Here is a 24,520-nt window from a genome sequence, read left to right as displayed (position 1 = left end):
CATCCGCAGAGATACCGTCCATGCTACCGAAACTCCTCCGGAGGCTACCTTGACCGACATTCGCAACCTCGTCCGCCCGCTGCAAAATCTCAGTATCCCCGCAGAAAAGGCCGCTCCGGTAACTGCACCCATCCCGTCAACCCTCTCCTCCCTTCAGCTCCAGTCTCTTCAGACGTTAGCGACTCAGCTCGGCGAGAGTCCGCAGACAGGAACCATCACCATCTTCACGGGCCCGGACACTGCTGCAAAGGCCGCCGCCGCTCAGACTCTCGCCAACAATCTGCATCGAGAGCTCCGCACCATCGACCTCGGCTCAGTGGTCAATCAAGACGGCGGCGACCCCGGAAGCGCCCTCACGCAGATTCTTTCCTCGAATACCCGCGGCGTCCTTCTCCTCCTCGACGAGGCGGACGCCCTCTTCGGCAAGCGCACCGACGTTCAGGACAGTCACGACAAGTATGCGTCCATCGAGATCAGCTTTCTCTTGCAGGCCGTGCGGCAATATTCCGGCATCATCATCCTCGCCGTCACTTCGACCGATGGGTGGGACCACGATCTATTGGCGCGTGCGCACACCACTCTAAAATTTCCGCCAAATTCTTAACGGCTTCACCGGTTTGCGATCAGACCCTATCAAATCGCCGGATCGAGTCGCACTTCGCGCTCGACCAGAGCGGCCTTTTGCCTCGCAGAGCGCCTGAATCTCAACCTCAGGAACGGTCGTTCCACGGCAAAGTAGAGCAGCGAAGCGACACTGAAGCAGGCCACGGCGTAGATGCAAACGGCGCGCCAATCGGCCTGTGCAGTCCATACAGGCAGCATACGGTGTGTGGCATGGGCAACCGATTTATGCGTGAGATAAAGGCTATAGGCAAGCGCGGCCAGAGGAGCGGCTCCGGGGACGCGCCTCTTCAACATGCCCCGATCGCAAACCGCAGAGGCCACCATCAGGCCGAATCCAATCGCCAACGCGGGGAAGGCAAAGAGAATACTTGCAGGCAGATCCGGGCTCGGATAATCGAAGTTGCAGAGGCGAAGTGCACCGACGACTGTAGCCGCGCCGCATACCAATAAAAGATTTCCGTGGCGAGCGATACGCGACCACCACGACGGCCGAAAGCTGCGAAGAATTGCCAGGCTAACCCCTATCGCCAACCCATCGAGACGGGAGTAGGTTGGGTAGTAGATGTACCTCATCATCGAAACGGGCGAAGCATCGGGCTTCAGGATGACGTGGTAGAGCAGCCACGTACGAAGCGCGATTCCACCCAGAACAATCGTAAGCACGAACAACACTGTCTTCCAGACGGCTGGCCTGCGCATGAATACGAGAAGCAGCAGAGGCAGGAACAGGTAGAAGTGCTCCTCGACGCACAGAGACCAAACGTGCGAAAACGCGCGGCCTTCGGGATAGTGCAACAGCAACAAATTCCAGGTGAAGGTGAGGTACTGCCACGGTGCGTAGGGGCCGGGTGCCTCCCTCCACAATGGGACTGCAAGGTAAAGGAGCAGCACGGTAAGATAAGCCGGAAGAATGCGGTAAGCCCGACGAGCGTAAAACTCTTTGAGCGACGGAGTCGCGCCACTCAGGTAAGGCTTCAGCAGTTGGGAGCCAATGAGGAAGCCGCTCAGGACGAAGAACAGGTCCACTCCCACCCAGCCGACCGAAGCGACCGGATTCAGGGCCTCCGGAAGCAGGCTATACATGTTCAGGTGGTAGAGCATGACGACTAAAATCGCCGCAGCGCGCAGCGTGTCCAGCCCGTGGAATCGGAGAAGTTGACCTTCGTTGTTGGGAGCCATAAAGTTGTCGCAAAAGAGATAGCACAGAGGCTGTGCTCGTTTCATTAAGCATCCGCCGCCCCGGTGACGCCAGTGCTGTTCTCGGCACCTGCCCGATACGACGATGGAACAGTTCTCGTGCAGCAGCGATATCGATGCAGATTCTCATCTGCCTCCTGTATGCTTCCCTCGGCGACACTCGCAAAGGTCAAGGCCATATTCCACCACTGAAATCAGAGTCCCCCTCGGAAGGAACCAGTCATGAAGTCCATCACCCGCATCCTGCTCGCGCTTTTCCTCTTCGTACCGCTCGCCGCTCACGCCGACCCGCCCAGCAGCAAACAGGCCAAGGCAGAAGAGCTCCTGCAACTCAGCCACATGGACCATCTGATGAGCCAGATGCTCGGCCAGATGACAGAGCGCATGAAGGCCTCCGCCGACCAGCAGGCAGCCAGCATGCACATGACCCCCGAGCAAAAGACCGCCTACGACGGCTATCAGCAAAAACTCGACCAGCTTCTGGCCAGCTATCTCAGCTGGGACAAGATGAAGCCGGTCATGGTCCAGGCCTACTCCGAGACCTACACCGACCAGGAGCTGGACGGCATCCTGAACTTCTACCGCTCGCCGGCCGGACAGGCCATGGTCGCCAAGTCTCCCGAACTCATGTCGAAGACCAGGACCGCCATGATGCAGCAGATAAGCGCGCTTCAGCCTCAGGTCGAGCAGCTCACGAAAGATTTCGCCGATAAAATGAAGCAGTCGGCTCCTGCCCCAGCCGCAGCGCCGACACCCTCCAATTAGGGTCGCTTCTTCACAGAGGGGCTGGCGCTTCGGCAACGGCCCCGCTTATTTCTGTCAAGCCCCCACAAGGGCTTTTCAAGCTGGCTTGTGGTCCATAAGTCTATATCCCTAAGCAACTTACATAATCGAAAATTAACTTCGCAAATCTGCAGGTTAGTTTTACTCCATCCGCTATCCTTAGTAGTTGAGGGATCGAGAAAGACCTCCGGCATCTTGCGAAGCTTTTGTTTCTCTCCGTAAGCGCGGTAAGTCATTTAGAAACAATATTTTGCCCTTTAACTCTTTTACAATCAATATTTTGGCTCGAACTTTATGGGTAAACCGTTGTAGACAAATGACTTACATATAAGGTATCCCGGGGGGGTGGGGTACCCTCTTCTACGCTATACGCCCCATCGCCCATCGCCGAACGGGATAAAAAGGCTATAGGGAACCTCTGATTAAGTCCGGTTTTGTTAAGGGCACGGCTTCAGCCGTGCCGCAAGTGGTTTGTCTGTAATGCGGCTTTAGCCGCTGAGGGAATGCTCGGAGACTTAGACCTTCCATACGGCCAACGGTCGTATATACTCAAAGGGTTGTACAAAAGCAGCACTTCGTTAGGAACACAATGCCAAAGCTGAAGACACACAGCGGCGCCGCAAAGCGCTTCAAGAAGACCGGTACGGGCAAATTCAAGCGCGGCCAGTCCAAGATGCGCCACATCCTCACCTCGAAGGCAACCAAGACCAAGCGCAAGCTCGGTGGCCAGGTTCTCGTCTCCGAGGCGGATCACGCCAAAGTAGCACGCATGCTTCCTTACGCCTGAGTTTCAGGCAGGGAACCATCGGTTTTTCAGATCGAGCCGCTCTAACAGAGCAAAGGGTCAGCAAAGCGTAAAGGCCCCTGGAGAATAGCTAGCCAAGCGCAAGCGTCTCCACTGAGATCTGAAGTTGCATAGCGAGTGAAGAGGCCACCTTACCTCCAGCCGCTCAAACGATGTACGCAAAAGGAGATGCACCATGCCCCGTGTAAAGCGGAGTACAAAACGCAATGACCGGCGCAAAAAGATCCTCAAGCGCGCCAGTGGTTACTTCCTCACCAAATCCAAGCTCTATCAGGCAGCGCAGGAAGCCGTCGAGCGCGGACTCATGTTCGCCTACACCGGCCGCAAACAGAAGAAGCGGCAGTATCGCGCTCTCTGGATCGTCCGTATCAATGCAGCCTGCCGCATCAACGGCATGAGCTACTCGACCTTCATCAACGGCCTCAAGCTGGCTGGCAACGGTCTCGATCGCAAGATCCTCGCCGACATCGCCGCCAACGACGCAGCTGGCTTCGCTACCCTCGCCGAGCAGGCCAAGGCAGCCCTAAAGCAGGCAAAGGACGCACGCGCCACGGCCGCAGCATAAATTAATTGAGTTCGGCTCAAAAGAATTAATCAAATACAACTCAAGAGGCACGGCTCAGCCGTGCCTCTCTCTTTTAAGATCGGCTATTCTTACCCTATGTCCACCGCTTCAGGAACAACGCCGGAGTTGAACTTCCGCACCCCGGACGAGCAATTCGAAGGTCAGGCGCCCTTTGAGTCCTGGGGCCGGTACCCGAACTACGACGCCAACGTCGTTCCCCTGCACTGGCAGGGCGACTACCCATCCGTCGCCAGCGGGATGCACAACGGCGTGCTGCCCGTAGGTATGGGTCGCAGCTACGGCGACGTCTGCCTGCTCAACGGCGGCAACCTCCTCGTCACCACCGGCATGAACCGCCTTATCTCCTTCGATCCCGAGACCGGCCTGCTCACCGCGGAAGCCGGAATCACGCTGGCCCAGATTCTCGACTTTGCTGTTCCCCGAGGCTTTTTCCTCCCCGTCTCACCGGGCACAAAATATGTCACTCTCGGCGGAGCCATCGCCAACGATATCCATGGCAAAAATCACCATGTCGCCGGCACCTTCGGCCGCCACGTAACGCAATTTGAATTAGTCCGCTCCGATGGAACCCGCAAGCTCTGCTCGCCCACCGAGAACTCCGACTTCTACGCCGCCACCATCGGCGGCCTCGGCCTCACTGGTCTCATCTCATGGGCGCAGCTGCGGCTCAAGCCCATCGTCTCGCGCCTGATTGATTACGAGGGCATCCAGTTTCATGGCATCGACGAGTTCCTCGACCTCACCCGCCAGAGCCACGACATCGAGTACACCGTAAGCTGGATCGACTGCGCCTCCACCGGCAAGAACTTTGCCCGCGGCGTCTTCATGCAGGGCGACCACTCGAAGAAGCGCGACACGCTCACGCCATCGCCCGAGCCGAAGCTGGTCTTCCCTTTCGACGCTCCCGGCTTCGCGCTGAACCACCTCTCCGTCAGCCTCTTCAACACGGCCTTCTTCCACAAGCAGATCCACAATCGCGTCGTCGCGCTGCAGGACTACGAGCCGTTCTTCTATCCGCTCGATAAGGTGCTTCACTGGAACCGCATGTACGGCAAGCGCGGTCTGCTCCAGTTCCAGTACGTCATTCCGTGGGAACACGCTCGCGAAGGCACCATCACCATTCTCAAAGAGGTCGCCAAGTCCGGCCTCGCCAGCTTCCTCGCCGTCCTCAAGGTCTTCGGCGACGTTCCTTCGCCCGGCATGATGAGCTTCCCCAAGCCCGGAATTACGCTGGCGCTCGACTTCCCCATCAAGCCGGGCAAGAGCTTCCCTCTCTTCGAGCGCCTCGCCGATATGACCCGCGAGTTCGGCGGCCGTCTCTACCCCGCCAAAGATGCAGCGATGACCGCGGCGCAGTTCCAGGCCTTCTATCCGCAGTGGCAGCAGTTCGCCCGCTACCGCGACCCGCAACTTACCTCCAGCTTCTGGGAGCGCGTCACAGGAGATCGACCAGGTTTATGAGTCAGATTGATACCACTCCCCGCAAGATTCTCGTCCTTGGAGCCACCTCCGGTATCGCCGAGGCTACCTGCCGCATCTGGGCGGCACAAGGCGCGCGCCTCTTCCTCGTAGCCCGCAATGCGGAGAAGCTCGCCGCCGTCGCCACCGACCTCCGCACGCGCGGTGCAAGCTACGTCGATACCGCTGTCGCCGACCTCGACAACACCGACCAGCACGCTGCCCTGCTCTCCCACGCGGTGAATTCGCTCACCGGCCTTGATGTTGCGTATCTCACCTACGGCATCCTCGGCGATCAGGCTAAAGCCGAGCAGGACTTCAACACCGCAGCGCAGATCATCTACACCAACTACATGGCTCCGGTCTCGCTGCTTACGTGGCTGGCCAACTTCTGCGTTCAGCGCCATGCGGGAACACTCGCCGTCATCTCGTCGGTAGCGGGAGATCGCGGGCGCAAGTCGAACTACCTCTATGGCTCCTCCAAGGCTGGCCTGTCGGCATTTCTCGGCGGCCTGCGCAATCGCGTCGATCGCGAGGGCGTCACCGTTCTCGCCATCAAGCCGGGCCCGGTGAAGACAGCGATGACCGCGAGCATGAAGGGCAGCGAGAAGTTTGCCGACGCCGACAAGGTCGCGCAGAGCATCGTCAAAGCCATCGACAAGCGGCAGGACACTCTCTACGTGCCGTTCCAGTGGCAGCCGATCATGTTCATCATCCGCAATATCCCGGAGCGCATCTTCAAGAAGCTCAATCTCTGATCTTCAGGACTCGATTGCTCTGAAACAATGCTGCTGCCTATCTGCCCTGAATCCCCCGACCATTTGGGTAAGCCGGGAAACGGTAGCGGTTGCGGCGCACCATGTACACGATCAGCCAGATAATCCCGGCGAGGATCAGCAGTGGCGCGAACGGCACCAGCAGCCAGCCCTTACCCGGCATCACCGTGCGGTCTCCGCGGATAGTGGCCTCGGGGGCCAGGTTCGCGTTGCCCGCCATGATGGCAACGTCGCCTCCTACCTCCGTCTCCGGAGCCAGGTTCAAGTCGCCACCCAGGATCGCCACGTCGCCTGAGATGTTGTGGGTCGGATCGACCGTGACGCTGCCGAAGAGAACCGCGACGTCGCCTTTGACGTCGCCATGGATGTGGACCGAGCAGAAGGCGCAGGCAAGATCACCGGCGGTCTCGCCCTCGGCGACGGTGATGTCGCCGCCGAAGCTGGCGCGGTCCTGATCGGCGCGGGCAAACGGTGTGGACGCTACGAGAAGGAGGGCGGCAGCGAGAAGCAGTTTGGTCATGAATGTCCCCGTTGGAGGTAGTGTACGGCGGCTATAGGGTGTGCGGCTCGGGAAAAGCGCAGGACAGACCAGAACAAGCATCTGCGGCCTCTCGAAAGGGTTAATGCGGTACGGCACGGCCTGCTGTCGATGCTAGGCTTAAAGAACATGAGCCACGAACTGCCAAAAGCATACGATCCGTCCATTATTGAAGAGCGCTGGGCCGATTACTGGGTGCGCGAGCGCCTCTTCGACGTCGCCACCTCTGAGGGTACGCAGGAGGGCGTCAAGAAGTTCACCATGCTGCTTCCTCCGCCGAATGTCACCGGACGGCTGCACATGGGCCACATGCTCAACCAGACCGAGATGGACATCCTCACCCGCTGGCACCGCATGTCGGGCGAGGTGGCCATGTGGGTTCCCGGCACCGACCACGCGGGAATCGCCACGCAGATGATGGTGGAAAGGCAGCTCGCCTCTGAAGGAAAGAAGCGGCAGGAGCTTGGCCGCGAAGCTTTTGTGCAGCGCGTGTGGGAGTGGAAGGGCGTCTACGGCGGAGCCATCCTCGACCAGATGAAGCGCCTCGGCGCCAGCGTCGACTGGGGCCGCGAGTACTTCACCATGGACGACCGGCTGAGCATCGCGGTCAAAGAGGCCTTCGTCCGCCTGCACGAGCAAGGGCTGATCTATCGCGGAGCCTACATCGTCAACTGGGACCCGGCGATCCAGACGGCGGTCAGCGACCTCGAAGTCGAGCATGAAGAGCGCCTCGGCAAGATCTATCACATCCGCTATCCGCTGGCGGACGGGTCAGGTTCAATCGTTGTTGCCACCACGCGGCCGGAGACCATGCTGGGCGACACCGCCGTCGCAGTCAACCCGACCGACGAGCGCTACCTCGCGGTGCAGGGCAAGATGGTTCGCCTGCCGTTGAGCGGTGTGAATGGCGGTCCAGACCGCGAGATTCCTATTCTGGCCGACGACTGGGCCAAGCCGGAGTTCGGCACCGGCGCGGTGAAGGTAACGCCGGCGCACGATCCGAATGACTTCGCTATCGGCCAGCGGCATGGTCTCCCCAACCTGACGATTCTCGATGAGACGGCGCATGTGCTGCTGCCGGGTTCGGCGTACCACGGGCTGGACCGCTATGCGGCGCGGACGAAGATTGTCGAAGACTTGAAAGAGCTGGGCCTTTTGGTGGACGTGAAGGACCACACGCTCTCCATCGGCCTCAGCCAGCGCACCGGCGTCGTCATCGAGCCGAGGCTTTCGCAGCAGTGGTTCGTCAAGATTCAGCCACTGGCAGACAAGGCCATCGAAGCGGTGGACAAGGGCTACATTAAGTTCACGCCCGACCAGCACCGCAAGACCTACGACGAGTGGATGAAGAACATCCATGACTGGTGCATCTCGCGCCAGTTGTGGTGGGGCCATCGCATTCCGGCGTGGCACTGCGCGGCCTGTGGCGACATAACCGTAGCGCGAGAGACGCCGCTAAAGTGTCAGCACTGCAACTCCGCCGAGATCGTGCAGGAGACCGATGTGCTCGACACCTGGTTCTCGAGCGGCCTGCTTCCCTTCACCGTGTTTGGCTGGCCGGAGAAGACGCCCGATCTGGCGGCGTTCTATCCGACGCAGTTGCTGGTGACGGGCTTCGACATCCTCTTCTTCTGGGTGGCGCGGATGATTATGCTGAGCTGCCACTTCATGCTCGATGTGCCTATGCCCGACGGCAGCAAGCGCGAGCTGAAGGATGCCGTTCCCTTCCACGAGGTCTACATCCACGCGCTGGTGCGCGATGCCGACCGGCAGAAGATGTCGAAGACCAAGGGCAACGTCATCGATCCCATCGAGGTCGTCAAGAAGTATGGGACGGATGCGGTACGGTTTACGCTGGCCAGCATGGCCAGTCCAGGCACCGACATCGCCTTCAGCGAAGAGCGCACCGACGGCTATCGCGCCTTCGCCAACAAGATCTGGAACGCGGCGCGTTTCCTGTTTATGCAAGTCGAACGAGCAAAAGAGGCAGGCTACAGCATGTCCATGCTTGCCGCTGGCGGCGCGATGACGGAGTTGCCGCAGGAGACGCCGCTCGAGACGCGCTGGATCTTCGGACGCCTCAGCGCAGTGAGCGCCGAGGTAGACCGTGCGCTGGCCGACTATCGCTTCGATGAGGCGGCAGCGGCCGTCTACCAGTTCTTCTGGGGCGAGTTCTGCGACTGGTATCTGGAGCTGGTGAAGCTAAGGCTGGAGTTTGGCGAAGGCACCGAGAAGAATGCGGCGACTGCGGTTTCGCTGGCTTCGCTGGTCGGCGTCTTCGAGGCGGCGCTACGCCTGCTCAGCCCGTTCATGCCCTTCCTCACCGAAGAGTTATGGCACGCGCTCTACGAAGGCAAGGCCCCGGCAAAGTCGATCGCGCTGACCCGCTATCCGAAGACAGCCGACTTCCCCTCCGACCCCGCTTCCGTCGCCGCGATGACTACCTTGCAAGAGCTGATCGTGACCGTACGTGGCCTGAGGAGAGAGCTTGGCGTCCCCGAGAAAGAGGCCGCGCCAATCGTCCTGCACGCCGAGAACCGCATCCTGGCGCTGGCTGACGCGAACGCAGATATGCTGGCCCGGCTCGCCCGCGTAGCCTCGGTCGAGTTTGCCAACGAGCCTTTGACCGGGGGCAACGCCCGTTCGACTGCCAGCTTCGATGTCGCTGTCATTTACGAGCGGCAGATCGACGTGGCCGCCGAGCGCGAGCGGCTGACCAAAGACCTGGCCAAGTTCGAAAAGGGTCTCGCGGCGGCGGAGCGGCAGTTGGGCAACGAAGCGTTTATGGCCAAGGCACCGGCACATATTGTCGAAGGGCTGCGAAAACAGGCGGCGGAGACGAAGATGTTGCATGACAAGGCAAAGGCTGCGCTGCAGGCTTTGCCGGCGCAGTAGTTCACCACAGGAAGACTGAGCCCGGCGCGGATTGAGCTTTCAGCGCTGGGCTTCCACCTTCTCCTTGACGATTTCGTCGGTGGCGATGCTAACGTTTTCGTGCTTGATGTCTAGCCGCAGGCGGTTGAAGAAGCTCATATAAACGTTGGCAACCCAGACCAGCGCGAACCACGCGATGAGATAGCCGCGCCAGCCGTCGTAAAGCGTCTGGAAACGCGTGACGATAAGGAAGAAGGCCGCGACATAGTGGCTGAAGCAGTACTCGCAGGTGAAAAGATAGAAAAATTTGCGGACGGCGATGGGCCGGCAGGCCTGGCTCTTTCCCTTGCACCACTCGCGCGGCTCACGGAAGACTTCTTCGTGGGTGATCGTCCATGAAACACAGGCAATCGGCAGCGCAAGCAGAAAGAGATAGGCAAACTGGCGGTGGAGCGGCATAAGCATGGCGGCTTCTCGAATCTCCTGACAGTGAGATGCAGCCAGCGGGTTTAGGATTACAGAATGGACTGGAAGAGCAAGCGGATACGCACAATCCTCGAAGCGGCACTGGCAGAAGACAAGGTCGCCAACGATGTCACCACGGCACTGACCATCGACAAGGGTCTGCGCGCCTCCGGAACCATCATCGCCCGCGAAGACTGCGTTGTCTCGGGGCTGGGCTGCATCCCGGTGATCCTCGATATCTTCTCGAAGATGTCGACAACGCCTCTGGGGCGCTTCGAGGTGGTGAGCCATCCCGAGATCTTCGACGGCGTGCGGGTCAAGAAAGGGCAGTCGCTGGCGGTGATTCGTCACAACGCTTCGGCAATTCTCTCGTGCGAGCGCGTGACCCTGAACCTGATGCAGCGTATGAGCGGCATCGCCACCTTGACCAACCAGTTCGTGAAGTCCATCGCCGGGACGAAGGCCAGGATCCTGGATACGAGAAAGACTATCCCGGGCCTGCGCGCGCTCGATAAGTACGCCGTCTGCTGCGGAGGCGGCGTGAACCATCGTCTCGATCTGCAGGATGGCATCCTTATCAAGAACAACCACATCTCTCTGGGCGGAGGCCTCCCCATCGTGCTCGAGCGCGCTCTGAAAGGCCGGAAGGCCGGGCAGATCGTGCAGGTCGAGGTGCGCAGCCAGCTCGAGTTGGAGCAAGCCATCGCCGGAGGAGCCGAATCGATCCTGCTGGATAATATGAAGCCGGCGATTGTGAAGAAGGCAGTCAAACAGATTCGAAAATCTCTGCCGAACGCTCCAATCGAGGCCTCCGGCAATATGAATCTGAAGACAGTGCGCGATTACGCTCTAGCCGGTGTGGATTTTATCTCGGTAGGAGCGCTGACCCACTCGGCGGTCGCCGTCGATCTGAGCATGAAGATTACAGCAGATGTCTACTGAAGAGAGCGAGTTCGATTTAGCCGCGCTGGACGCGGAGATTGCAGGAACAGCATTCGCTGGACAAGTACGGCACTTCGCTTCTGTTGGCTCGACCAACGTGCTGGCACTGGAGGCAGCACAGGCCGGGGCACGGGTGGGCGTATGGGTTGCCGACGAGCAGACGGCTGGCCGCGGCCGGGGCGGACATGGCTGGCATTCCGCAGCGGGAGATGGACTTTACGTCAGTGCGCTGGTCGCTCCACCACTGCCGATGACCATGGCTTTGTGGCTCTCGCTGGCTACAGGGCTGGCTGCCCGGGCAGCCATTCGCGAAGTGACGGGAATGGCAGTCGATATTCGGTGGCCAAATGATCTGCTGCTGAAGGAGCGCAAGTGTGGCGGCATCCTGGTCGAGACCGCGGTCGATGGCGCCATGCTGAGGTATGCGGTGATTGGCATCGGCATCAACGTGAATCATGCTGGCTTTCCCTCCGAGCTGGAAGCACTGGCTACTTCCCTGCGCATGGAGAATCGCGGAGAGGTTTCGCGCGAGGCGCTTCTGAGCGGTTTGCTACGGGCGCTGGATAAAGAGATTTCACTGCTGGTGCAGGAGCATCGCGGGGAGATCGCCCGGGCTGGCCTGCTGGAGCGGTTTGCAGAGGCCTCAAGCTGGGTGCGCGGCAAGCGGGTCAAAGTGGAAGAAGGCGGCGGCTATACTGGCGTGACCAATGGGCTGGATGGGCGTGGCTTTTTGCAGGTTGCCGGAGACGATGGTGTGGTGCATACGGTTCTCTCCGGCGGAGTTCGAGAAGGGTAACGAGGCGAGACGCGATGCTATTGGTGATGGATGTCGGTAATACGAATACCGTGCTGGGGCTGTATCGGCTGGCGGATGGGAGTGCTCCTGACGCTGTGGCGACGGAGTTGGTCGCGAACTGGAGAATCACCACTTCGACCAAGCTGACGGTGGATGAGTTCGGCATGCTGCTGCGGAATTTGTTTGCGCTGAAAGATCTTGAGATTGGGGTCGTGGATGGGATCGTCATCTCGTCGGTCGTTCCTCCGCTGGACTCGACGCTGCGACAGACCTGCGAGATGTACTTTCAGGTGAAGCCGGTCTTTATTGAACCCGGAGTAAAGACCGGGCTGCCGGTGCTGACCGATAATCCGACCGAGGTGGGGGCCGACCGCATTGTGAACTGTGTGGCAGCCTTCGAACGGTTTGGCGGGCCGACGATTGTGGTCGACATGGGTACTGCGACGACGTTCGATGTGATCTCGAAGAAGGGCGAGTTTATGGGAGGCGCGATTGCTCCGGGCCTCGGCATCTCTGCCGATGCGCTGTTTTCGCGGGCGGCGCGGCTTCCGCGCATCAGCGTCAAGAAGCCCGCCAAGATCATCGGCACCGGGACGGTCGACAATATTCAGATCGGCTTGTACTACGGCTACATCGGGCTGGTGGACGGTATTCTGGAACGGATGATTGCAGAGCTGGGGCCGGAGACGAAGACCGTTCCCACGGGCGGATTGGCCAGGCTGATCGCCGAGGGATCGAAGTATATCGGCGCGGTGGATGAGATGCTGACTTTGACTGGGCTGCGCATTGTCTACGAACGCAATCTCGATCGGCACAAGAAGCGTGGGACGTTGCCGGAGAACAAGCAGCCGCAAGGGTAGATGCAAGGATCGATGCAGAATTACTTCAATTACTTTACGGAGATCGAGCAGCAGTTTCAGCAGCGGCGTGGATCGCTGCTGATGCTGTCGACTCTCGATTGGGCGCTGATTGAGACATGGCGCGAGGCGGGTATTCCGCTGGAGGCGGTGCTTCGCGGCATCGATAACGCGTTTGATAAACATGACGCCAAGGCGCAGCGAGCCACGGGCAGAGCGCGCAAGGTGAATGGACTGGCATGGTGCGCGCAGAGTGTGATGGAGGCCGTGGAGCAGGCGCGCGAGGCTGCGATTGGGACTGCTTCTCTTGCAAGCGCGGAGACCGTGGAGAGCGGCTTTGAGACAGAACGAGTGGGCCGGTATCTGGAAGCGAATGCAGCAGTAGTGGAAGCCGCCGCGCTGAACGCTCCGGCGGATGCAGTGGCAGCAGAAGTTGCAGGTCGATTAAGGGCGTTGGCACTTGGGCTGGTTGCTGAACCCGTGATGTCGCTGGAGGAGCTTGACCGGACATTGACCGTATTGGAAGAGAAGCTATTTGCGGCCCTGTTGACCGCTGCCCCTGAAGAGGAGTTGATAGGGTTGAGGGAGCAGGCTGCGCGCGAGCTTTCTCCGTACAAGGGAAAGATGCAGGCGGTGCAGATCAAGCAGGTGCAGCAGCAGTTTTTACAGAAGCGAATGCTGGAGGCACGGAAGCTGCCGAGGTTGAGCCTCTTTTATATGAGCCACGACTGAGATCTTCATACCGATGAAGTTACGAATTGAAAAAGTAGTTTACGGCGGAGCGGGGCTGGCCCACCCGGCTGAGGGTGAAGCCGCTGGCCGGGCTGTGTTTGTTCCGTTTACGCTGCCAGGGGAGCTGGTGGAGGCCAGTGCAACCGAGGGCAAAGGCGGATTTGTGAACGCGGAGCTGGTGGAGGTCGTAGAGGCTTCGAGCGACCGAGGGAAGCCGGGGTGCGCGCACTTTGGGGAGTGCGGCGGTTGCCACTATCAACATGCAAGCTACAAAGCTCAACTTGAAATCAAGACGGAGATTTTGCGGGAGACGCTGGAGCGCGCCGGACTGGCGGAGCTTCCCGAGATACAGGTTCATGCGGGCGAGCCGTGGCACTATCGGAACCGCATACGACTACGAGTGGCGAAGATAGATGGCGTACTGCGGGTGGGATATCTCCGGCGCGGGTCGAATGATTTTCTGCCGATAAGGATGTGCCCGATCGCTGCGCCACTGTTGTGGCGAGCGGCAGAGGCGCTGTTGAAGCTGGCCGAGACCTCCGATGCGGCGCAGTGGATGGAGAAGATCACCGAGGTTGAATTCTTTACCACGCAAGATGAGAGCACCTTGCAGATGACCGTGTTTACGCAGCATCGCGTTGCAGGATTTGATGCACTCTGCAAGCGGCTTCAAATGCTGCTGCCGGAGTTGATGGGAGCAGGAGCGTCGATGTTGCATGCAGAAGGCTCGCGGAGAGCCGAACGTCCGCAGGCAATCGCGGACTGGGGAGCCGAAGGACTGCGTTATACGGTAGCGGATGAAAAATATTGGGTGAGCCGGGGCGGCTTCTTTCAGGTGAACCGCTTTCTGGTGGAGGAGTTGGTACGGATCGTTGCGGCCGGTCGTCGTGGGGCGCTGGCATGGGACCTGTACTCAGGAGTTGGACTGTTTTCGCGAGCGCTGAAGACGAGTTTCGAGGAGGTTGTTGCAGTCGAAGCTGCGGCGGACGATCTCGTAAAGACTTTCAAAGGTAATGGCAGACGCGCCGTTGCGGCTACGACGGTGGAGTTTCTGCGTAGCGCGGTGGTGCAAAGGGAGAGGCCGGAGTTGGTGGTGATGGACCCTCCGAGAGCCGGGGTGGGAGCGGAGGTGTGCGCGTTGCTGGGCCGGGTGCAGGCGAAGGAGATCGTCTATGTCTCGTGCGATCCGGTGACTTTGGCGCGGGATTTGAAGGCTCTGGTAGACTTCGGCTACCGAATCAATGAGTTGCACATGGTCGATATGTTTCCCCAGACGTTTCACCAGGAGACCGTCGTTGTACTCGACCGCCCCTAACGCAGTAAAGACGCGGCAAAAGGAACGGTAGATACGGTCAGTGAACAGAGCATTAAAAGCTGGCAAATCGGACTGTGGGCCTGATCCAAAGCTTTGGAGCGAGGCTGGGACGGAGCGGCTGCGGTTTGGGCGCGCCCCTTTGCTGGCGGCGGCGACATGGTTTGCCGTGGGCGAGGTGATGGCCAGCAACCGGCAGCCTGCGGTTGTGCTGCTGATCGCTTTGGTGGCGCTGACGGGATTCGCCCTGGTGGGGCTTCGGTGGTCGCTTCGAACGGCGATTCTGCCTTTGGCTGTGGTTTGGATGGTGGTGGGAATGTGGTGTGCCGAGGTGCAGCCGTTTCCAGTGCCGCAGACGGTATTGCAGAGCTATGCGGATGGATTGAGCAGGCAGGTTCGAGGACGAGTGGTCAGGGTGCGGGAGCTACCGCCGCGACAGAAGGCAGTCGATCAGGACAACGATCCGGCGTGGTGGCTGGAAAAAGAGCCGGATGCAGCAGATGCGGTCTCTGTCGATCTGCAGGTAGAAGATGTCGAGTACCTGACCCCGGATATTTCGAAGATGGTTCCGGTGCCGGGCGGGGTGCGGGTCACGGTGCTGGCAAACGCCGAGTCGCTTCCTGATTTGAAGTGTGGAGACGTCATCGAAGGGCCGATGCGGTTGAAGGTGCCGGAGCGGTATCGCGATCCGGGCGCGTGGCAGTATGCGGACTATCTGCTGGCGCAGGGGCTGGGCGTTCATGCGACGGTCAAGGCCAGCAAGGTAACGATGCTCGGTGAGGGCGCTCGCGACTTGCAATGCAGGGTCTATGCGGCGCAGAGCTGGGCATCGGACAGGATCTCAGGATATGTGAGGTCGGAAGCAAACCGGCGAATGCCGCCTGCGTTGCGGCTAAGTGGTGACGATGCGGGGATGTTGAATGCCATGCTCTTTGGCGACCGCATGGGATTGAACCGGGCGCTGCGGCTGGGGTTTGAGCGGACAGGGTCGTTTCACCTGTTCGTGGTCTCGGGGATGCACGTAGCGTTGCTGGCTGGGCTGGTGTTCTGGGTGACGCGGCGGCTGAGGCTGAGCGAGTGGCTGGCTACGCTGCTGACGATTGCGCTGACGGCAGGCTACTCACTGCTAACCGGGTTTGGGGTTCCGGTGCAGCGGGCGTTGTGGATGGTGGCAATCTTTCTGGTGGCGCGTCTGTTATCGCGGGACAGGAATGTGCTGAATGCGCTGGGAGCGGCTGCGCTGGGGGTGCTGGTATGGTCACCCGGGAGCTTGTTTGAGGCCAGCTTTCAGATGACGTTTCTGGCGATTGTCGCGATTGCGGGAATCGCTGTTCCGCTGTGGGAGCGAGGGCCGGGAGAGTATGCGCGGGCGTCGCGACATATCCGGGATGAGTGGGAAGATGTGCGGCTGCGGCCACAGGTGGCACAGTTTCGCGTGATGCTGCGAGTCTGGGGCGAAGCGTTGGCGGGATTGCTGGGGCGATGGGCGCGAGGGTTTCCTGCGGCAATAGTTCGGTGCGGATTCTGGGCTCTGGAGCTGGTGTTGATTGGAGTGGTCGTGGAACTCGTGATGGCGCTGCCGATGGCAGTCTACTTTCACCGGGCCACGGTGTTTGCGCTGCCTGCGAATATGTTGAGCGTGCCGCTGGTCGCGGTGCTGGCTCCGATGGCGATGGTGACGTTTTGCGCCATGCTTGTGAGCCCGGTGCTGGCGATGGTGCCGGGTGCGGCGACGGCGCTGTTGCTGCATGGGATTACCGGCACGATTGGGCGAGTGAGTCAGATTCAGGCGGCGGATGTTCGGGTGCCAGGGCCGGTGTGGTGGGTGGCTCTGCTGGCGCTCGCGGGCTGGGGATTCTGTTGCTGGGCGGTGAGGCGGTCGCGGGCGTGGAGCTGGGTAGCTGTGGCTGTGCTGCCTCTGATCGCGGTGATGGTGTTGTGGCCGGAGCCGCCGGTGAGCTCGCCGGAAACGCTGGAGGTGACGGCGATTGATGTCGGACAGGGAGACTCGTTGCTGGTGGTCAGCCCTGAAGGCCGAACGATGCTGGTGGATGCAGGCGGGCCGGTGGGCGGGCCTTCTGAGGCTGCGGCGGTGACCTCGGGGTTCGATGTGGGCGAGGAGGTGGTGGCTCCTTACCTGTGGTCGCGGAGGATTCGGCGGCTGGATGTGGTGGCGCTGAGTCATGCGCACAGCGACCACATGGGAGGGATGCCAGCGATATTGCGTGACTTCAGACCGAGAGAGCTATGGGTGGGGATCGATCCGGATTCAGAGGCTTATCGTGAGCTGCTCGCGGAGGCCAAAGCATTGGGTGTGGTGGTGAAGCACTTTCATGCCGGGGAAGACCTGGCGTGGGGTGGAACGGCAATTTCGATGCTGGCTCCGGAGGGGAACTACAGAAACGACAGTGCTCCGGTGAATGACGACTCTCTGGTGATGCGGATGCAGTACGGAAAGGCATCCGTGCTGCTGGAAGGTGATGCCGAGGCCCCAAGCGAGCGGGCGATGATCGCGGACGGGAAGATGCGGCCGGTGACGCTGTTGAAGGTGGGGCATCACGGCAGCAACAGCTCGACGACTCCGGAGTTTTTTGCGGAAGCGGCACCGAAGGACGCTGTGATCTCGGTGGGCAAGGGAAATACGTTCGGGCATCCGAGGGTCGAGGTGATCGACCGGATTGCGGCGGCCCATACGCGGCTCTACCGGACGGATGAGTTCGGGCTGACCACATTTTTGCTGGGGCAGGATGGGGGGATTCGAGAGGTACTGGGAGCAGGAAATGAATAGTGGAGGGACTGGCAAAACGCTTAAGTTCAATTTGCACGAATGATACTCATTTTAAAACAAGCAACAATACAAACAACGGCAACCGCAGGTCCTTCGACTCGGCTGCGCCTTCGCTCAGGATGACATGCCTGTTGTGCGAGGAGAAGAACAGGCAACGGCTAGAGCAGACGACGGCGACGTCAAAAGCGAAATGCGGGGTGGGTCTATCTTATCGTTGCTTCCGTATGATAAAAAGGCACCTTGGCAGGACCACTTTCCACGATGATTTGGGCCGACAAAGACAGATACACAGCAGCGATTCGTATGGACGGATCGCTTTGGCAGCCGGACCGATTTTTCCACGACGATCATGGGCCGACAAATTTAAACGCACATTGAGCGGTGCGCAGAGACGCATCGCTTTGGAGAAGGAAAAGGAAATGGCAGAAGCAACTTGTGATATTGGATTGATTGGTCTGGCAGTCATGGGCCAGAACCTTGTACTGAACATGAACGACCACGGATACAAGGTCGCCGTGTTCAATCGGACGGTTTCTAAAGTCGATGAGTTCATCAACCACGAGGCCAAGGGCACCGAAGTCGTTGGAGCGCACTCGGTAGAAGAGATGTGCAAGCTGCTGAAGACGCCGCGCCGCGTGATGATTATGGTGAAGGCCGGCGACGTTGTCGACCAGACGATCGAACAGGTGATGCCGCATCTCGAAAAGGGCGACATCATTATTGACGGCGGCAACTCACTGTTCACCGACTCCAACCGGCGCACGAAGGACCTTGCAGCCAAGGGGATTCTGTTTATCGGCACCGGCGTAAGCGGCGGCGAAGAGGGTGCGCGTTTCGGCCCGTCGATTATGCCGGGCGGCAACAAGGAAGCATGGCCGCATGTGAAGGAGATCTTTCAGGCCATCGCTGCGAAGGTGGAAGACGGCACTCCCTGTTGCGACTGGGTGGGCGAAGACGGCGCGGGCCACTATGTGAAGATGGTCCACAACGGCATTGAGTACGGCGATATGCAGTTGATCTGCGAGGCCTACCAGTTGCTGAAGGACGGTCTGGGCCTGACCGCCGATGAGTTTGCCACCGTCTTCAACGACTGGAACAAGGGCGAGCTGGACAGCTTCCTGATTGAGATTTCGGCGACGATCTTTGCCAAGAAGGACGATGACGGCGAGCCGATGGTCGACAAGATTCTGGACACGGCGGGACAGAAGGGCACCGGTAAGTGGACCGCCATCTCCGCGCTGGACCTGGGCATGCCGGTAACGCTGATCGGCGAGAGCGTATTCGCACGTTGCCTGTCGGCGCTCAAAGGCGAGCGCGTTGCTGCTTCGAAGGTGCTGACCGGGCCGAAGAAGGCACTGACGGTTTCCGAGAAGGCGCAGTTCATCGAAGATGTTCGGCGGGCGCTGTATTGCTCCAAGATGATCAGCTACGCACAGGGCTACATGCTGCTGCGCGCTGCCGAAAAAGAGATGAACTGGAACCTGAATATGGGTGGCATCGCGCTGATGTGGCGCGGCGGCTGCATCATTCGCAGCGCTTTCCTGGGCGACATCAAGGCTGCCTTCGATAAGAATCCGAAGCTGCAGAACCTGCTGATGGACGACTTCTTCTCGGCTGCGTTGAACAAGTATGGCGCATCGTGGCGCAAGGCCGTCATTCACGCAATCGAGATTGGCGTACCCATGCCGGCGTTCTCGACGGCGCTGGCGTTCTACGACGGCTACCGGACGGAGCGGCTGCCGGCGAACCTGCTGCAGGCGCAGCGCGACTTCTTTGGCGCGCATACTTATGAGCGCGTCGATAAGCCTCGCGGCGAGTTTTTCCACACCAACTGGACCGGACGTGGCGGACGGGTCGCCTCTTCGACCTATAACGCTTAGCCGTTTGCAGGATGGAAGGGCCGGAGGCGATGCTGCTTCCGGCCTTTATCTTTTTGGTGCGCGTGGTAGAAGAAGTGAGGCAGGAATCCGTGGGAGGGTTTTGGATATCTAAATAGCTGTCGATGCAGTGCGGAGGTAACTCGATGGAGCTGAACGAAACGGGTAAGGTGGTTGCACAGGTCAGCGCGGCGGAGCGAGCCGAGGAGCAGAAGCTGGTTCGCCGCTTGCAGATGATGATGAATATGACCATGCAGGTCATCGCGCAGGATGGGTCGCTGACAATCGATGAGGCGGCGCAGATGATTGGCGACAGCAGGAAAGCTGCGCTGGCGATGTTTCCAGGCAAGGAGCTGGCCTACGACCTGATCTGGAAGCCGCGATTTCAGCGGCTGATGCGCGAACGATTTCGTATTATGTAACTTTTACTGATACCTATAGATTGAGTGTCTTGAGACGATGCAGATACGACTGGCTGTGCGGGAGGATGTTGGAGCAGTCCTTGAATTGTTGCGGCGCATCGTGCCCTCGATGCGGGCGGCGGGAAATCTGCAGTGGGATGAAAGCTATCCCTGTGCGGCTGTGTTCGAGCATGACGTAGAGCAGAGACAGCTTTGGGTAGCCGCTACCGAGGGCGCCTTTGCAGGGATGGTCGCGATCACGACTGGCCGCGAGCCAGACTATGGGCACGCCGGATGGGACGTCGAAGAGGACGGCGTGATGGTGCACCGCCTCGCCGTCGACCCGGAGTTTCGCGGAGCAGGGCTGGCAGCGGCCCTGATGCGGAAAGCAGAAGAAGTAGCTGCGGAGCGCGGTCTCCCGGTGGTACGCACCGATACCAGCATCGAGAACGAGGCGGCGCAGAAGCTCTTCCTCAAGCTGGGGTACAGAAAGACCGGGGAGATCCGTTTGTCGTTTCGGCCTGGGCTGCGCGTTCTCTGCTATGAAAAGCGGCTGGATTAAGCTTCGTTACCCATCATGTAAATGGTTACATTACAATTAGCGCGACGGCTCAGGAGATCTCCGGCCGTTCCCGTTCTCCTGCTCTTTTGCGTACCTGCGAGTGGGGATGGACATCTTCGCAAAATGGAAAAGGGAGACATGATGAAAATGCTGCGTTGGGTTTGGGTTGGATCGCTGCTGATGCTTGTGCTGCTGGTACCTGCGGCTGGGCACGCACTCGACAATGGATTGGCGCTCACTCCGCCGATGGGATGGAATAGCTGGAACAAGTACGCCTGCAAGGGCATCAACGAAGGCGTCGTTCGCGAGACCGCCGACGCGATGGCCAGCAATGGGATGAAGGATGCCGGGTATCAATATGTGATCATCGACGACTGCTGGCAGACGGGTCGCGATGCCGAGGGCAACATCATCGTGGACAAGGAGAAGTTTCCCAACGGCATCAAGGCGGTGGCAGACTATGTTCACTCGAAGGGCCTGAAGTTCGGAATCTACACGGATGCAGGTACGAAGACCTGCGGAGGACGTCCCGGCAGCCTCGGCCATGAGTATCAGGATGCGCGCCAATACGCGGCGTGGGGCGTGGACTACTTGAAGGAAGACTGGTGCAATACCGTCCCGGGGCAGAACAGCGAGGCGTCGTATACGGTGATGCGCGATGCGTTGAAGGCTTCTGGGAGGCCGATCCTCTTCAGCATCTGCGAGTGGGGATCGACGAAGCCGTGGCTCTGGGCTGGGCCGATTGGAAATATGTGGCGGGCTACGGGCGACATTCAGGATTGCTGGGACTGCAAGAAGACCTGGGGCGGCAATGGCGTGGTCCAGATTCTGGACTTGATGGATGGAATCGAGAGCTATGCAGGGCCTGGCCACTGGAACGATCCTGACATGCTGGAGGTGGGAAATGGCGGCCTGACCACAACCGAGAGTCGCGCACACTTCAGCATGTGGGCGTTGTTTTCAGCGCCCTTGCTGGCGGGTAACGACATCGAGCATATGTCCGCCGATACGAAGGAGATTCTGCTGAACAAAGAGGTCATCGCGATCGATCAGGATGCTTTAGGACGGCAGGGACGCAGAGTGAAGAAGGACGGCGATCTGGAGATCTGGTCGAAGCAGTTGGCCGATGGCGGCAGAGCAGTCGCGTTGCTGAATCGCGGCAAGGAGACAGCCAAGATCTCGGTGAAGTGGACGGATGTTGGTTATCCTGACACGCTGAGCGCTTCGGTTCGCGACCTCTGGGCCAAGAAGGACATGGGACAGAAGACCGGTGGCTATTCCGCGGAGGTTCCCAGCCACGGAGTGGTGATGATCAAAGTAATGCCGTAACGGCTTGCGGTTTCTTTGGAGCAAATAAAAAGGGTTGCCGCTATCTGAGCGGCAACCCTTTTTATTTGTTATTGGTTGAGCTTGCCGGACCTGAAGACCGGAAAGCTGAGTTTTAGAACTCGATGCGCGCCGTCAACTGTGCATCGCGTGAGGTATTGGCCTGGGTGCTGACAGTTCCGAAGGTGGAGCTGCCAAACTTGGTTCCGATACCGCCGAACTGCGTGTGGTTGGTGACGTTGTACAAGTCCGCTTCCAGCATCACGTGGGCTCCTTCGAAGCCGAGGCCAAAGGTGCGGCGGAGGCTGATGTCCACGTTGTAGTTGCCCGGACCGTAGAGGTTATACGGAGCGGTGCGAGGCGTGTTGCTGAATACGGGGTTGGCTACCGTCGAAGGCGTGGTGATGAAGGCAGCCGGGTTGATGAACTGCATCTTCGCAAGGGTTGTGGTGTTTCCGCCATGTCCCCAGTTGCCATGCGGCATTACCGTACCGGAGAAGCCGGGAGCCAGACTCGGCAGGCAGGTTCCGTTAGCGGCATTGGTGCCGCAGGAAGATGCCGTGAGAGTCAGAGGTGAACCGGAGTACATCTGGACGATGCTGGAGAATTTGAAGTTGCTGAGGAGAGCGCGCGACAGAGCATATTCGCCGCCGAAGCCGTTCTTGCCGAAGGGAAGATCCCAGACGCCAGTGAAGACGAAGTGCTGCGGCTGATTGGAGGTGGACACGCTGCGTTCAATCGAATCGATCTTGTGGAATTTGCCGTCGCCTGCGAACTGCGCCGGAATATCGTAGCCGGAGCGGAAGACGCCGCCGTCATCGATGGCTCTGGACCAGGTGTAGTTGGCCATGAAGGTAAGGCCATGGGAGACGCGCTTGTTGAGCGAGATCTGCAGGCCGTTGTAGTTGGAGTTTCCGATGTTTCCATACGTGTCGGAGACGTTGTACTGAGGGAACGGCTTGAGCAGGGTCGAAATAGACTGCTTCGGATCAAAGGAGGTGTAACCGTTCTGCGGCGTGACGCCCTGGGACTCGAGCGCCGCGATGTTGGCCGGAGTTGCCTTGTTGCTCAGGATGGCTCCGAGGCCAAGGTACTGGGGATTGAGTTGGTTGATCCAGTAGCCACGGCCGTTGTTGCCATCGGTGACTTCAAAGTGACCCTGCGAGCCGACGTAGCTCATGGTCAGCGTCAGGGTATCCGTGAAGGACCGCTGGAAGCCGAAGCTCCAGTTGATGTACTGGGGCGCTCTGCCACCGAGATAAGGATCGCCGTAGCCGACCGACTGAGGTGCCGTCGAAGCATTGCTCAAATTGGTGCTGTAGCCGGTGCCGAAGCTGGCCGAATAGTTAGGCAGAACGGGCGGCGGGGTCAGACCCTGGAAACCGGCATCGAGCTGCTGGGAAGGATCGTAGCTGGTTGCATTGATGTACGACGACTTGGGGCTGGCGGAGAAACCGAGAGTTCCACTGCCGAGTCTGGAGGTCGCAGAGCCGCCGACGCCGTTGCCGTGGGTGTACATGACGCCCCAGCTTCCGCGCCACACCGTCTTGGCATCGCTTTGGAAGGCGAAGCCGAGACGCGGCCCAAGGTTCTTGAAGTAGTTGCTGACACCCGTGTGGCAGTGGCAGCTTGCAGCTCCGGCAGCAGAACCGGCGAACTCCAGAGCACCGTGGTTGCCGGTGAGAGGATTGGTCTCCGTCGGGTTGAAGAAGGAGAGCTTGTCGTTCGCTTCGCGGTAGGTCGGGTAGAAGTCATACCGCAGGCCGATGTTCAGGGTCAGACGGGAGTTCACCTTCCAGTCGTCCTGCACATAGGGCGAGATGGGACGGAAACGCGCTCCGGTCTCGACGATGGCAAGGTTGTCGGTCAACGACTGGCTGGCCACTGCGCCTGCGAGGAAGCTGGCGTAGGCGTAGCCGCCCGTCGTATCAAGCGTGGTTGTGGAATCGGCGAGAGAACAGGGATTTTCATTTTTGACCTTGCAGGTGAAGCCCTGGGTCTCAGACGCCGTATTGGCCAGTGTCAGGGGACTGGTGCCGCTCTCGTTCGTCAGATACTGATATTGCAGCCATGCAATCTGACCGCCGAGGGTGAGGGTGTGTCTGCCGAGCATCCACTGCAAGTTGTCGGTGGCGATATAGGCATTGGAGATAGCCCTGTTGGCCACGCTGCCCGCCCAGTTGGTGGGGTTGCTGCCGTTGCCCGAAAAGGTGACCAGAGGGAAGGCATCCGACGCCTGCCCCGCAGGAAGACCGGTGATGCCAGCCGCCGTAGCGGCAAAGTCTCCGCCGCGGTTGGGGTTGAAGGTGGGGCCGTTGTAGCGGGCGAAGCCATAGTTGAACTGATTCACCATCTTGGGGGTAATGGTGTAGCTGTCCTGCAACACCCAGACTGTGGTCTTGGGGGCGTATTCCTGACCGAAGTTATACGGAGCAAAGGGAAGCACGCTGCGGCCCGAACTGGTTTGAACGGCTGGGCCAGTCGTGGCCTGGCGGCCCTTGCCAAAGGTAAGCGACACCGAGTTCTTCGAGTTGACGATCCAGTCCACGCGATCGGTGGTCATCCAGTTATAGAGACCGTATTTGTAGCCGCCGACAAAGTTGTTGCCAGTGGTGGTGGGCAGGGTGGTGTTCTTGGGGAAGAAGCTTTGCAGGTACTGCGCGGTCTTCGACTGTTTCGAGAGGGGGACGGTGTTGTTCTGGTATTGCGTACGGGTGCAGGCAGTACCGGCAGAATTGCAGACTGTGGAAGTGGGGTCGTAGATCTTCAGGCCTTGATCTCGGAAATCTCCGCTGTATTCAGCCTGGGTCGGAACTGTCTG

The 24,520-nt window shown here is 59.6% G+C and carries 21 protein-coding genes; 17 read left to right on the top strand and 4 right to left on the bottom strand.

The window, feature by feature from the left end; genetic code table 11:
* Positions 1-49 precede the first annotated feature (49 nt).
* Complete coding sequence (locus VMU57_RS21450) at positions 50-604, top strand: AAA family ATPase (protein ID WP_325387174.1); 555 nt, start codon at positions 50-52, stop codon at positions 602-604.
* 29 nt (positions 605-633) lie between these two features.
* On the opposite strand, the gene VMU57_RS21445 is transcribed toward VMU57_RS21450, so the two are convergent.
* On the bottom strand, positions 634-1,848 hold the full coding sequence (locus VMU57_RS21445) for an acyltransferase (RefSeq protein ID WP_325387172.1): 1,215 nt from the start codon (positions 1,846-1,848) through the stop codon (positions 634-636).
* Positions 1,849-2,043: 195 nt separating this feature from the next.
* Here VMU57_RS21445 and VMU57_RS21440 point away from each other — a divergent pair, with 195 nt between their 5' ends.
* From VMU57_RS21440 to VMU57_RS21420, 5 genes are all read left to right on the top strand, one after another.
* Entirely contained in the window at positions 2,044-2,586 is a 543-nt protein-coding gene (locus tag VMU57_RS21440; RefSeq protein WP_325387171.1) for a DUF2059 domain-containing protein, read from the top strand.
* A gap of 607 nt (positions 2,587-3,193) precedes the next feature.
* Complete coding sequence (gene rpmI / locus VMU57_RS21435; protein ID WP_325387170.1) at positions 3,194-3,391, top strand: 50S ribosomal protein L35; 198 nt, start codon at positions 3,194-3,196, stop codon at positions 3,389-3,391.
* A 193-nt stretch (positions 3,392-3,584) separates the two neighbouring features.
* Positions 3,585-3,974 carry a 50S ribosomal protein L20 gene (rplT, locus tag VMU57_RS21430; protein WP_325387169.1) on the top strand — a complete coding sequence of 130 codons (390 nt, stop codon included), beginning with the start codon at positions 3,585-3,587 and terminating at the stop codon, positions 3,972-3,974.
* A 96-nt stretch (positions 3,975-4,070) separates the two neighbouring features.
* On the top strand, positions 4,071-5,456 hold the full coding sequence (locus tag VMU57_RS21425; protein WP_325387168.1) for an FAD-binding oxidoreductase: 1,386 nt from the start codon (positions 4,071-4,073) through the stop codon (positions 5,454-5,456).
* Positions 5,453-6,211, top strand: a complete 759-nt coding sequence (locus VMU57_RS21420; protein WP_325387166.1) for an SDR family oxidoreductase — start codon at positions 5,453-5,455, stop codon at positions 6,209-6,211. Before VMU57_RS21425 ends, VMU57_RS21420 begins: the two co-directional genes overlap by 4 nt.
* Positions 6,212-6,248: 37 nt before the next feature.
* Here VMU57_RS21420 and VMU57_RS21415 read toward each other — a convergent pair whose 3' ends face one another.
* On the bottom strand, positions 6,249-6,749 hold the full coding sequence (locus VMU57_RS21415; RefSeq protein ID WP_325387165.1) for a hypothetical protein: 501 nt from the start codon (positions 6,747-6,749) through the stop codon (positions 6,249-6,251).
* A gap of 147 nt (positions 6,750-6,896) precedes the next feature.
* On the opposite strand from VMU57_RS21415, the gene VMU57_RS21410 reads away from it, so the two are divergent.
* The gene (locus VMU57_RS21410; protein WP_325387164.1) at positions 6,897-9,662 is read left to right on the top strand and encodes a valine--tRNA ligase; all 2,766 of its coding nucleotides are present in this window, start codon (positions 6,897-6,899) and stop codon (positions 9,660-9,662) included.
* A 39-nt stretch (positions 9,663-9,701) separates the two neighbouring features.
* Here VMU57_RS21410 and VMU57_RS21405 read toward each other — a convergent pair whose 3' ends face one another.
* On the bottom strand, positions 9,702-10,100 hold the full coding sequence (locus VMU57_RS21405) for a hypothetical protein (protein WP_325387163.1): 399 nt from the start codon (positions 10,098-10,100) through the stop codon (positions 9,702-9,704).
* A gap of 63 nt (positions 10,101-10,163) precedes the next feature.
* Here VMU57_RS21405 and nadC point away from each other — a divergent pair, with 63 nt between their 5' ends.
* From nadC to VMU57_RS21355, 10 genes are all read left to right on the top strand, one after another.
* The gene (nadC, locus tag VMU57_RS21400; RefSeq protein WP_325387162.1) at positions 10,164-11,048 is read left to right on the top strand and encodes a carboxylating nicotinate-nucleotide diphosphorylase; all 885 of its coding nucleotides are present in this window, start codon (positions 10,164-10,166) and stop codon (positions 11,046-11,048) included.
* Positions 11,038-11,844, top strand: coding sequence for a biotin--[acetyl-CoA-carboxylase] ligase (locus VMU57_RS21395; protein ID WP_325387161.1), 807 nt, complete (start codon positions 11,038-11,040; stop codon positions 11,842-11,844). Before nadC ends, VMU57_RS21395 begins: the two co-directional genes overlap by 11 nt.
* A gap of 14 nt (positions 11,845-11,858) precedes the next feature.
* The gene (locus tag VMU57_RS21390; protein WP_325387159.1) at positions 11,859-12,704 is read left to right on the top strand and encodes a type III pantothenate kinase; all 846 of its coding nucleotides are present in this window, start codon (positions 11,859-11,861) and stop codon (positions 12,702-12,704) included.
* Positions 12,705-13,433 carry a hypothetical protein gene (locus VMU57_RS21385; protein WP_325387157.1) on the top strand — a complete coding sequence of 243 codons (729 nt, stop codon included), beginning with the start codon at positions 12,705-12,707 and terminating at the stop codon, positions 13,431-13,433.
* Positions 13,434-13,446: 13 nt separating this feature from the next.
* Positions 13,447-14,748 (top strand): 23S rRNA (uracil(1939)-C(5))-methyltransferase RlmD, encoded by a 1,302-nt coding sequence (rlmD, locus tag VMU57_RS21380; protein ID WP_325387155.1) that lies wholly within the window; start codon positions 13,447-13,449, stop codon positions 14,746-14,748.
* 40 nt (positions 14,749-14,788) lie between these two features.
* On the top strand, positions 14,789-17,533 hold the full coding sequence (locus tag VMU57_RS21375) for a ComEC/Rec2 family competence protein (RefSeq protein WP_325387154.1): 2,745 nt from the start codon (positions 14,789-14,791) through the stop codon (positions 17,531-17,533).
* 419 nt (positions 17,534-17,952) lie between these two features.
* The gene (gene gnd, locus VMU57_RS21370; protein WP_325387153.1) at positions 17,953-19,413 is read left to right on the top strand and encodes a decarboxylating NADP(+)-dependent phosphogluconate dehydrogenase; all 1,461 of its coding nucleotides are present in this window, start codon (positions 17,953-17,955) and stop codon (positions 19,411-19,413) included.
* A 143-nt stretch (positions 19,414-19,556) separates the two neighbouring features.
* Positions 19,557-19,832, top strand: coding sequence for a hypothetical protein (locus tag VMU57_RS21365; protein WP_325387151.1), 276 nt, complete (start codon positions 19,557-19,559; stop codon positions 19,830-19,832).
* A 37-nt stretch (positions 19,833-19,869) separates the two neighbouring features.
* Positions 19,870-20,373: a GNAT family N-acetyltransferase gene (locus VMU57_RS21360; RefSeq protein WP_325387149.1), complete on the top strand. Its 504-nt coding sequence runs from the start codon at positions 19,870-19,872 to the stop codon at positions 20,371-20,373.
* A gap of 147 nt (positions 20,374-20,520) precedes the next feature.
* A complete protein-coding gene (locus tag VMU57_RS21355; RefSeq protein WP_325387147.1) occupies positions 20,521-21,702 on the top strand; it encodes a glycoside hydrolase family 27 protein in 1,182 nt (393 codons plus the stop codon).
* A gap of 112 nt (positions 21,703-21,814) precedes the next feature.
* On the opposite strand, the gene VMU57_RS21350 is transcribed toward VMU57_RS21355, so the two are convergent.
* Positions 21,815-24,520: carboxypeptidase regulatory-like domain-containing protein (locus VMU57_RS21350; protein WP_325387145.1), on the bottom strand; the 2,706-nt coding region annotated here is incomplete at its 5' end.

It is taken from the genome of Edaphobacter sp. (assembly GCF_035532915.1).
Taxonomy (GTDB): Bacteria; Acidobacteriota; Terriglobia; order Terriglobales; family Acidobacteriaceae; genus Edaphobacter.
This window is presented reverse-complemented; position numbering and strand designations above follow the sequence as displayed.

Coding starts and splice junctions, on each gene's coding strand:
- VMU57_RS21445 (WP_325387172.1), bottom strand. CDS start 1,848: ATGAAACGAGCACAGCCTCTGTGCTATCTCTTTTGCGACAACTTTATG.
- VMU57_RS21440 (WP_325387171.1), top strand. CDS start 2,044: ATGAAGTCCATCACCCGCATCCTGCTCGCGCTTTTCCTCTTCGTACCG.
- rpmI (WP_325387170.1), top strand. CDS start 3,194: ATGCCAAAGCTGAAGACACACAGCGGCGCCGCAAAGCGCTTCAAGAAG.
- rplT (WP_325387169.1), top strand. CDS start 3,585: ATGCCCCGTGTAAAGCGGAGTACAAAACGCAATGACCGGCGCAAAAAG.
- VMU57_RS21425 (WP_325387168.1), top strand. CDS start 4,071: ATGTCCACCGCTTCAGGAACAACGCCGGAGTTGAACTTCCGCACCCCG.
- VMU57_RS21420 (WP_325387166.1), top strand. CDS start 5,453: ATGAGTCAGATTGATACCACTCCCCGCAAGATTCTCGTCCTTGGAGCC.
- VMU57_RS21415 (WP_325387165.1), bottom strand. CDS start 6,749: ATGACCAAACTGCTTCTCGCTGCCGCCCTCCTTCTCGTAGCGTCCACA.
- VMU57_RS21410 (WP_325387164.1), top strand. CDS start 6,897: ATGAGCCACGAACTGCCAAAAGCATACGATCCGTCCATTATTGAAGAG.
- VMU57_RS21405 (WP_325387163.1), bottom strand. CDS start 10,100: ATGCCGCTCCACCGCCAGTTTGCCTATCTCTTTCTGCTTGCGCTGCCG.
- nadC (WP_325387162.1), top strand. CDS start 10,164: ATGGACTGGAAGAGCAAGCGGATACGCACAATCCTCGAAGCGGCACTG.
- VMU57_RS21395 (WP_325387161.1), top strand. CDS start 11,038: ATGTCTACTGAAGAGAGCGAGTTCGATTTAGCCGCGCTGGACGCGGAG.
- VMU57_RS21390 (WP_325387159.1), top strand. CDS start 11,859: ATGCTATTGGTGATGGATGTCGGTAATACGAATACCGTGCTGGGGCTG.
- VMU57_RS21385 (WP_325387157.1), top strand. CDS start 12,705: ATGCAAGGATCGATGCAGAATTACTTCAATTACTTTACGGAGATCGAG.
- rlmD (WP_325387155.1), top strand. CDS start 13,447: ATGAAGTTACGAATTGAAAAAGTAGTTTACGGCGGAGCGGGGCTGGCC.
- gnd (WP_325387153.1), top strand. CDS start 17,953: ATGGCAGAAGCAACTTGTGATATTGGATTGATTGGTCTGGCAGTCATG.
- VMU57_RS21365 (WP_325387151.1), top strand. CDS start 19,557: ATGGAGCTGAACGAAACGGGTAAGGTGGTTGCACAGGTCAGCGCGGCG.
- VMU57_RS21360 (WP_325387149.1), top strand. CDS start 19,870: ATGCAGATACGACTGGCTGTGCGGGAGGATGTTGGAGCAGTCCTTGAA.
- VMU57_RS21355 (WP_325387147.1), top strand. CDS start 20,521: ATGCTGCGTTGGGTTTGGGTTGGATCGCTGCTGATGCTTGTGCTGCTG.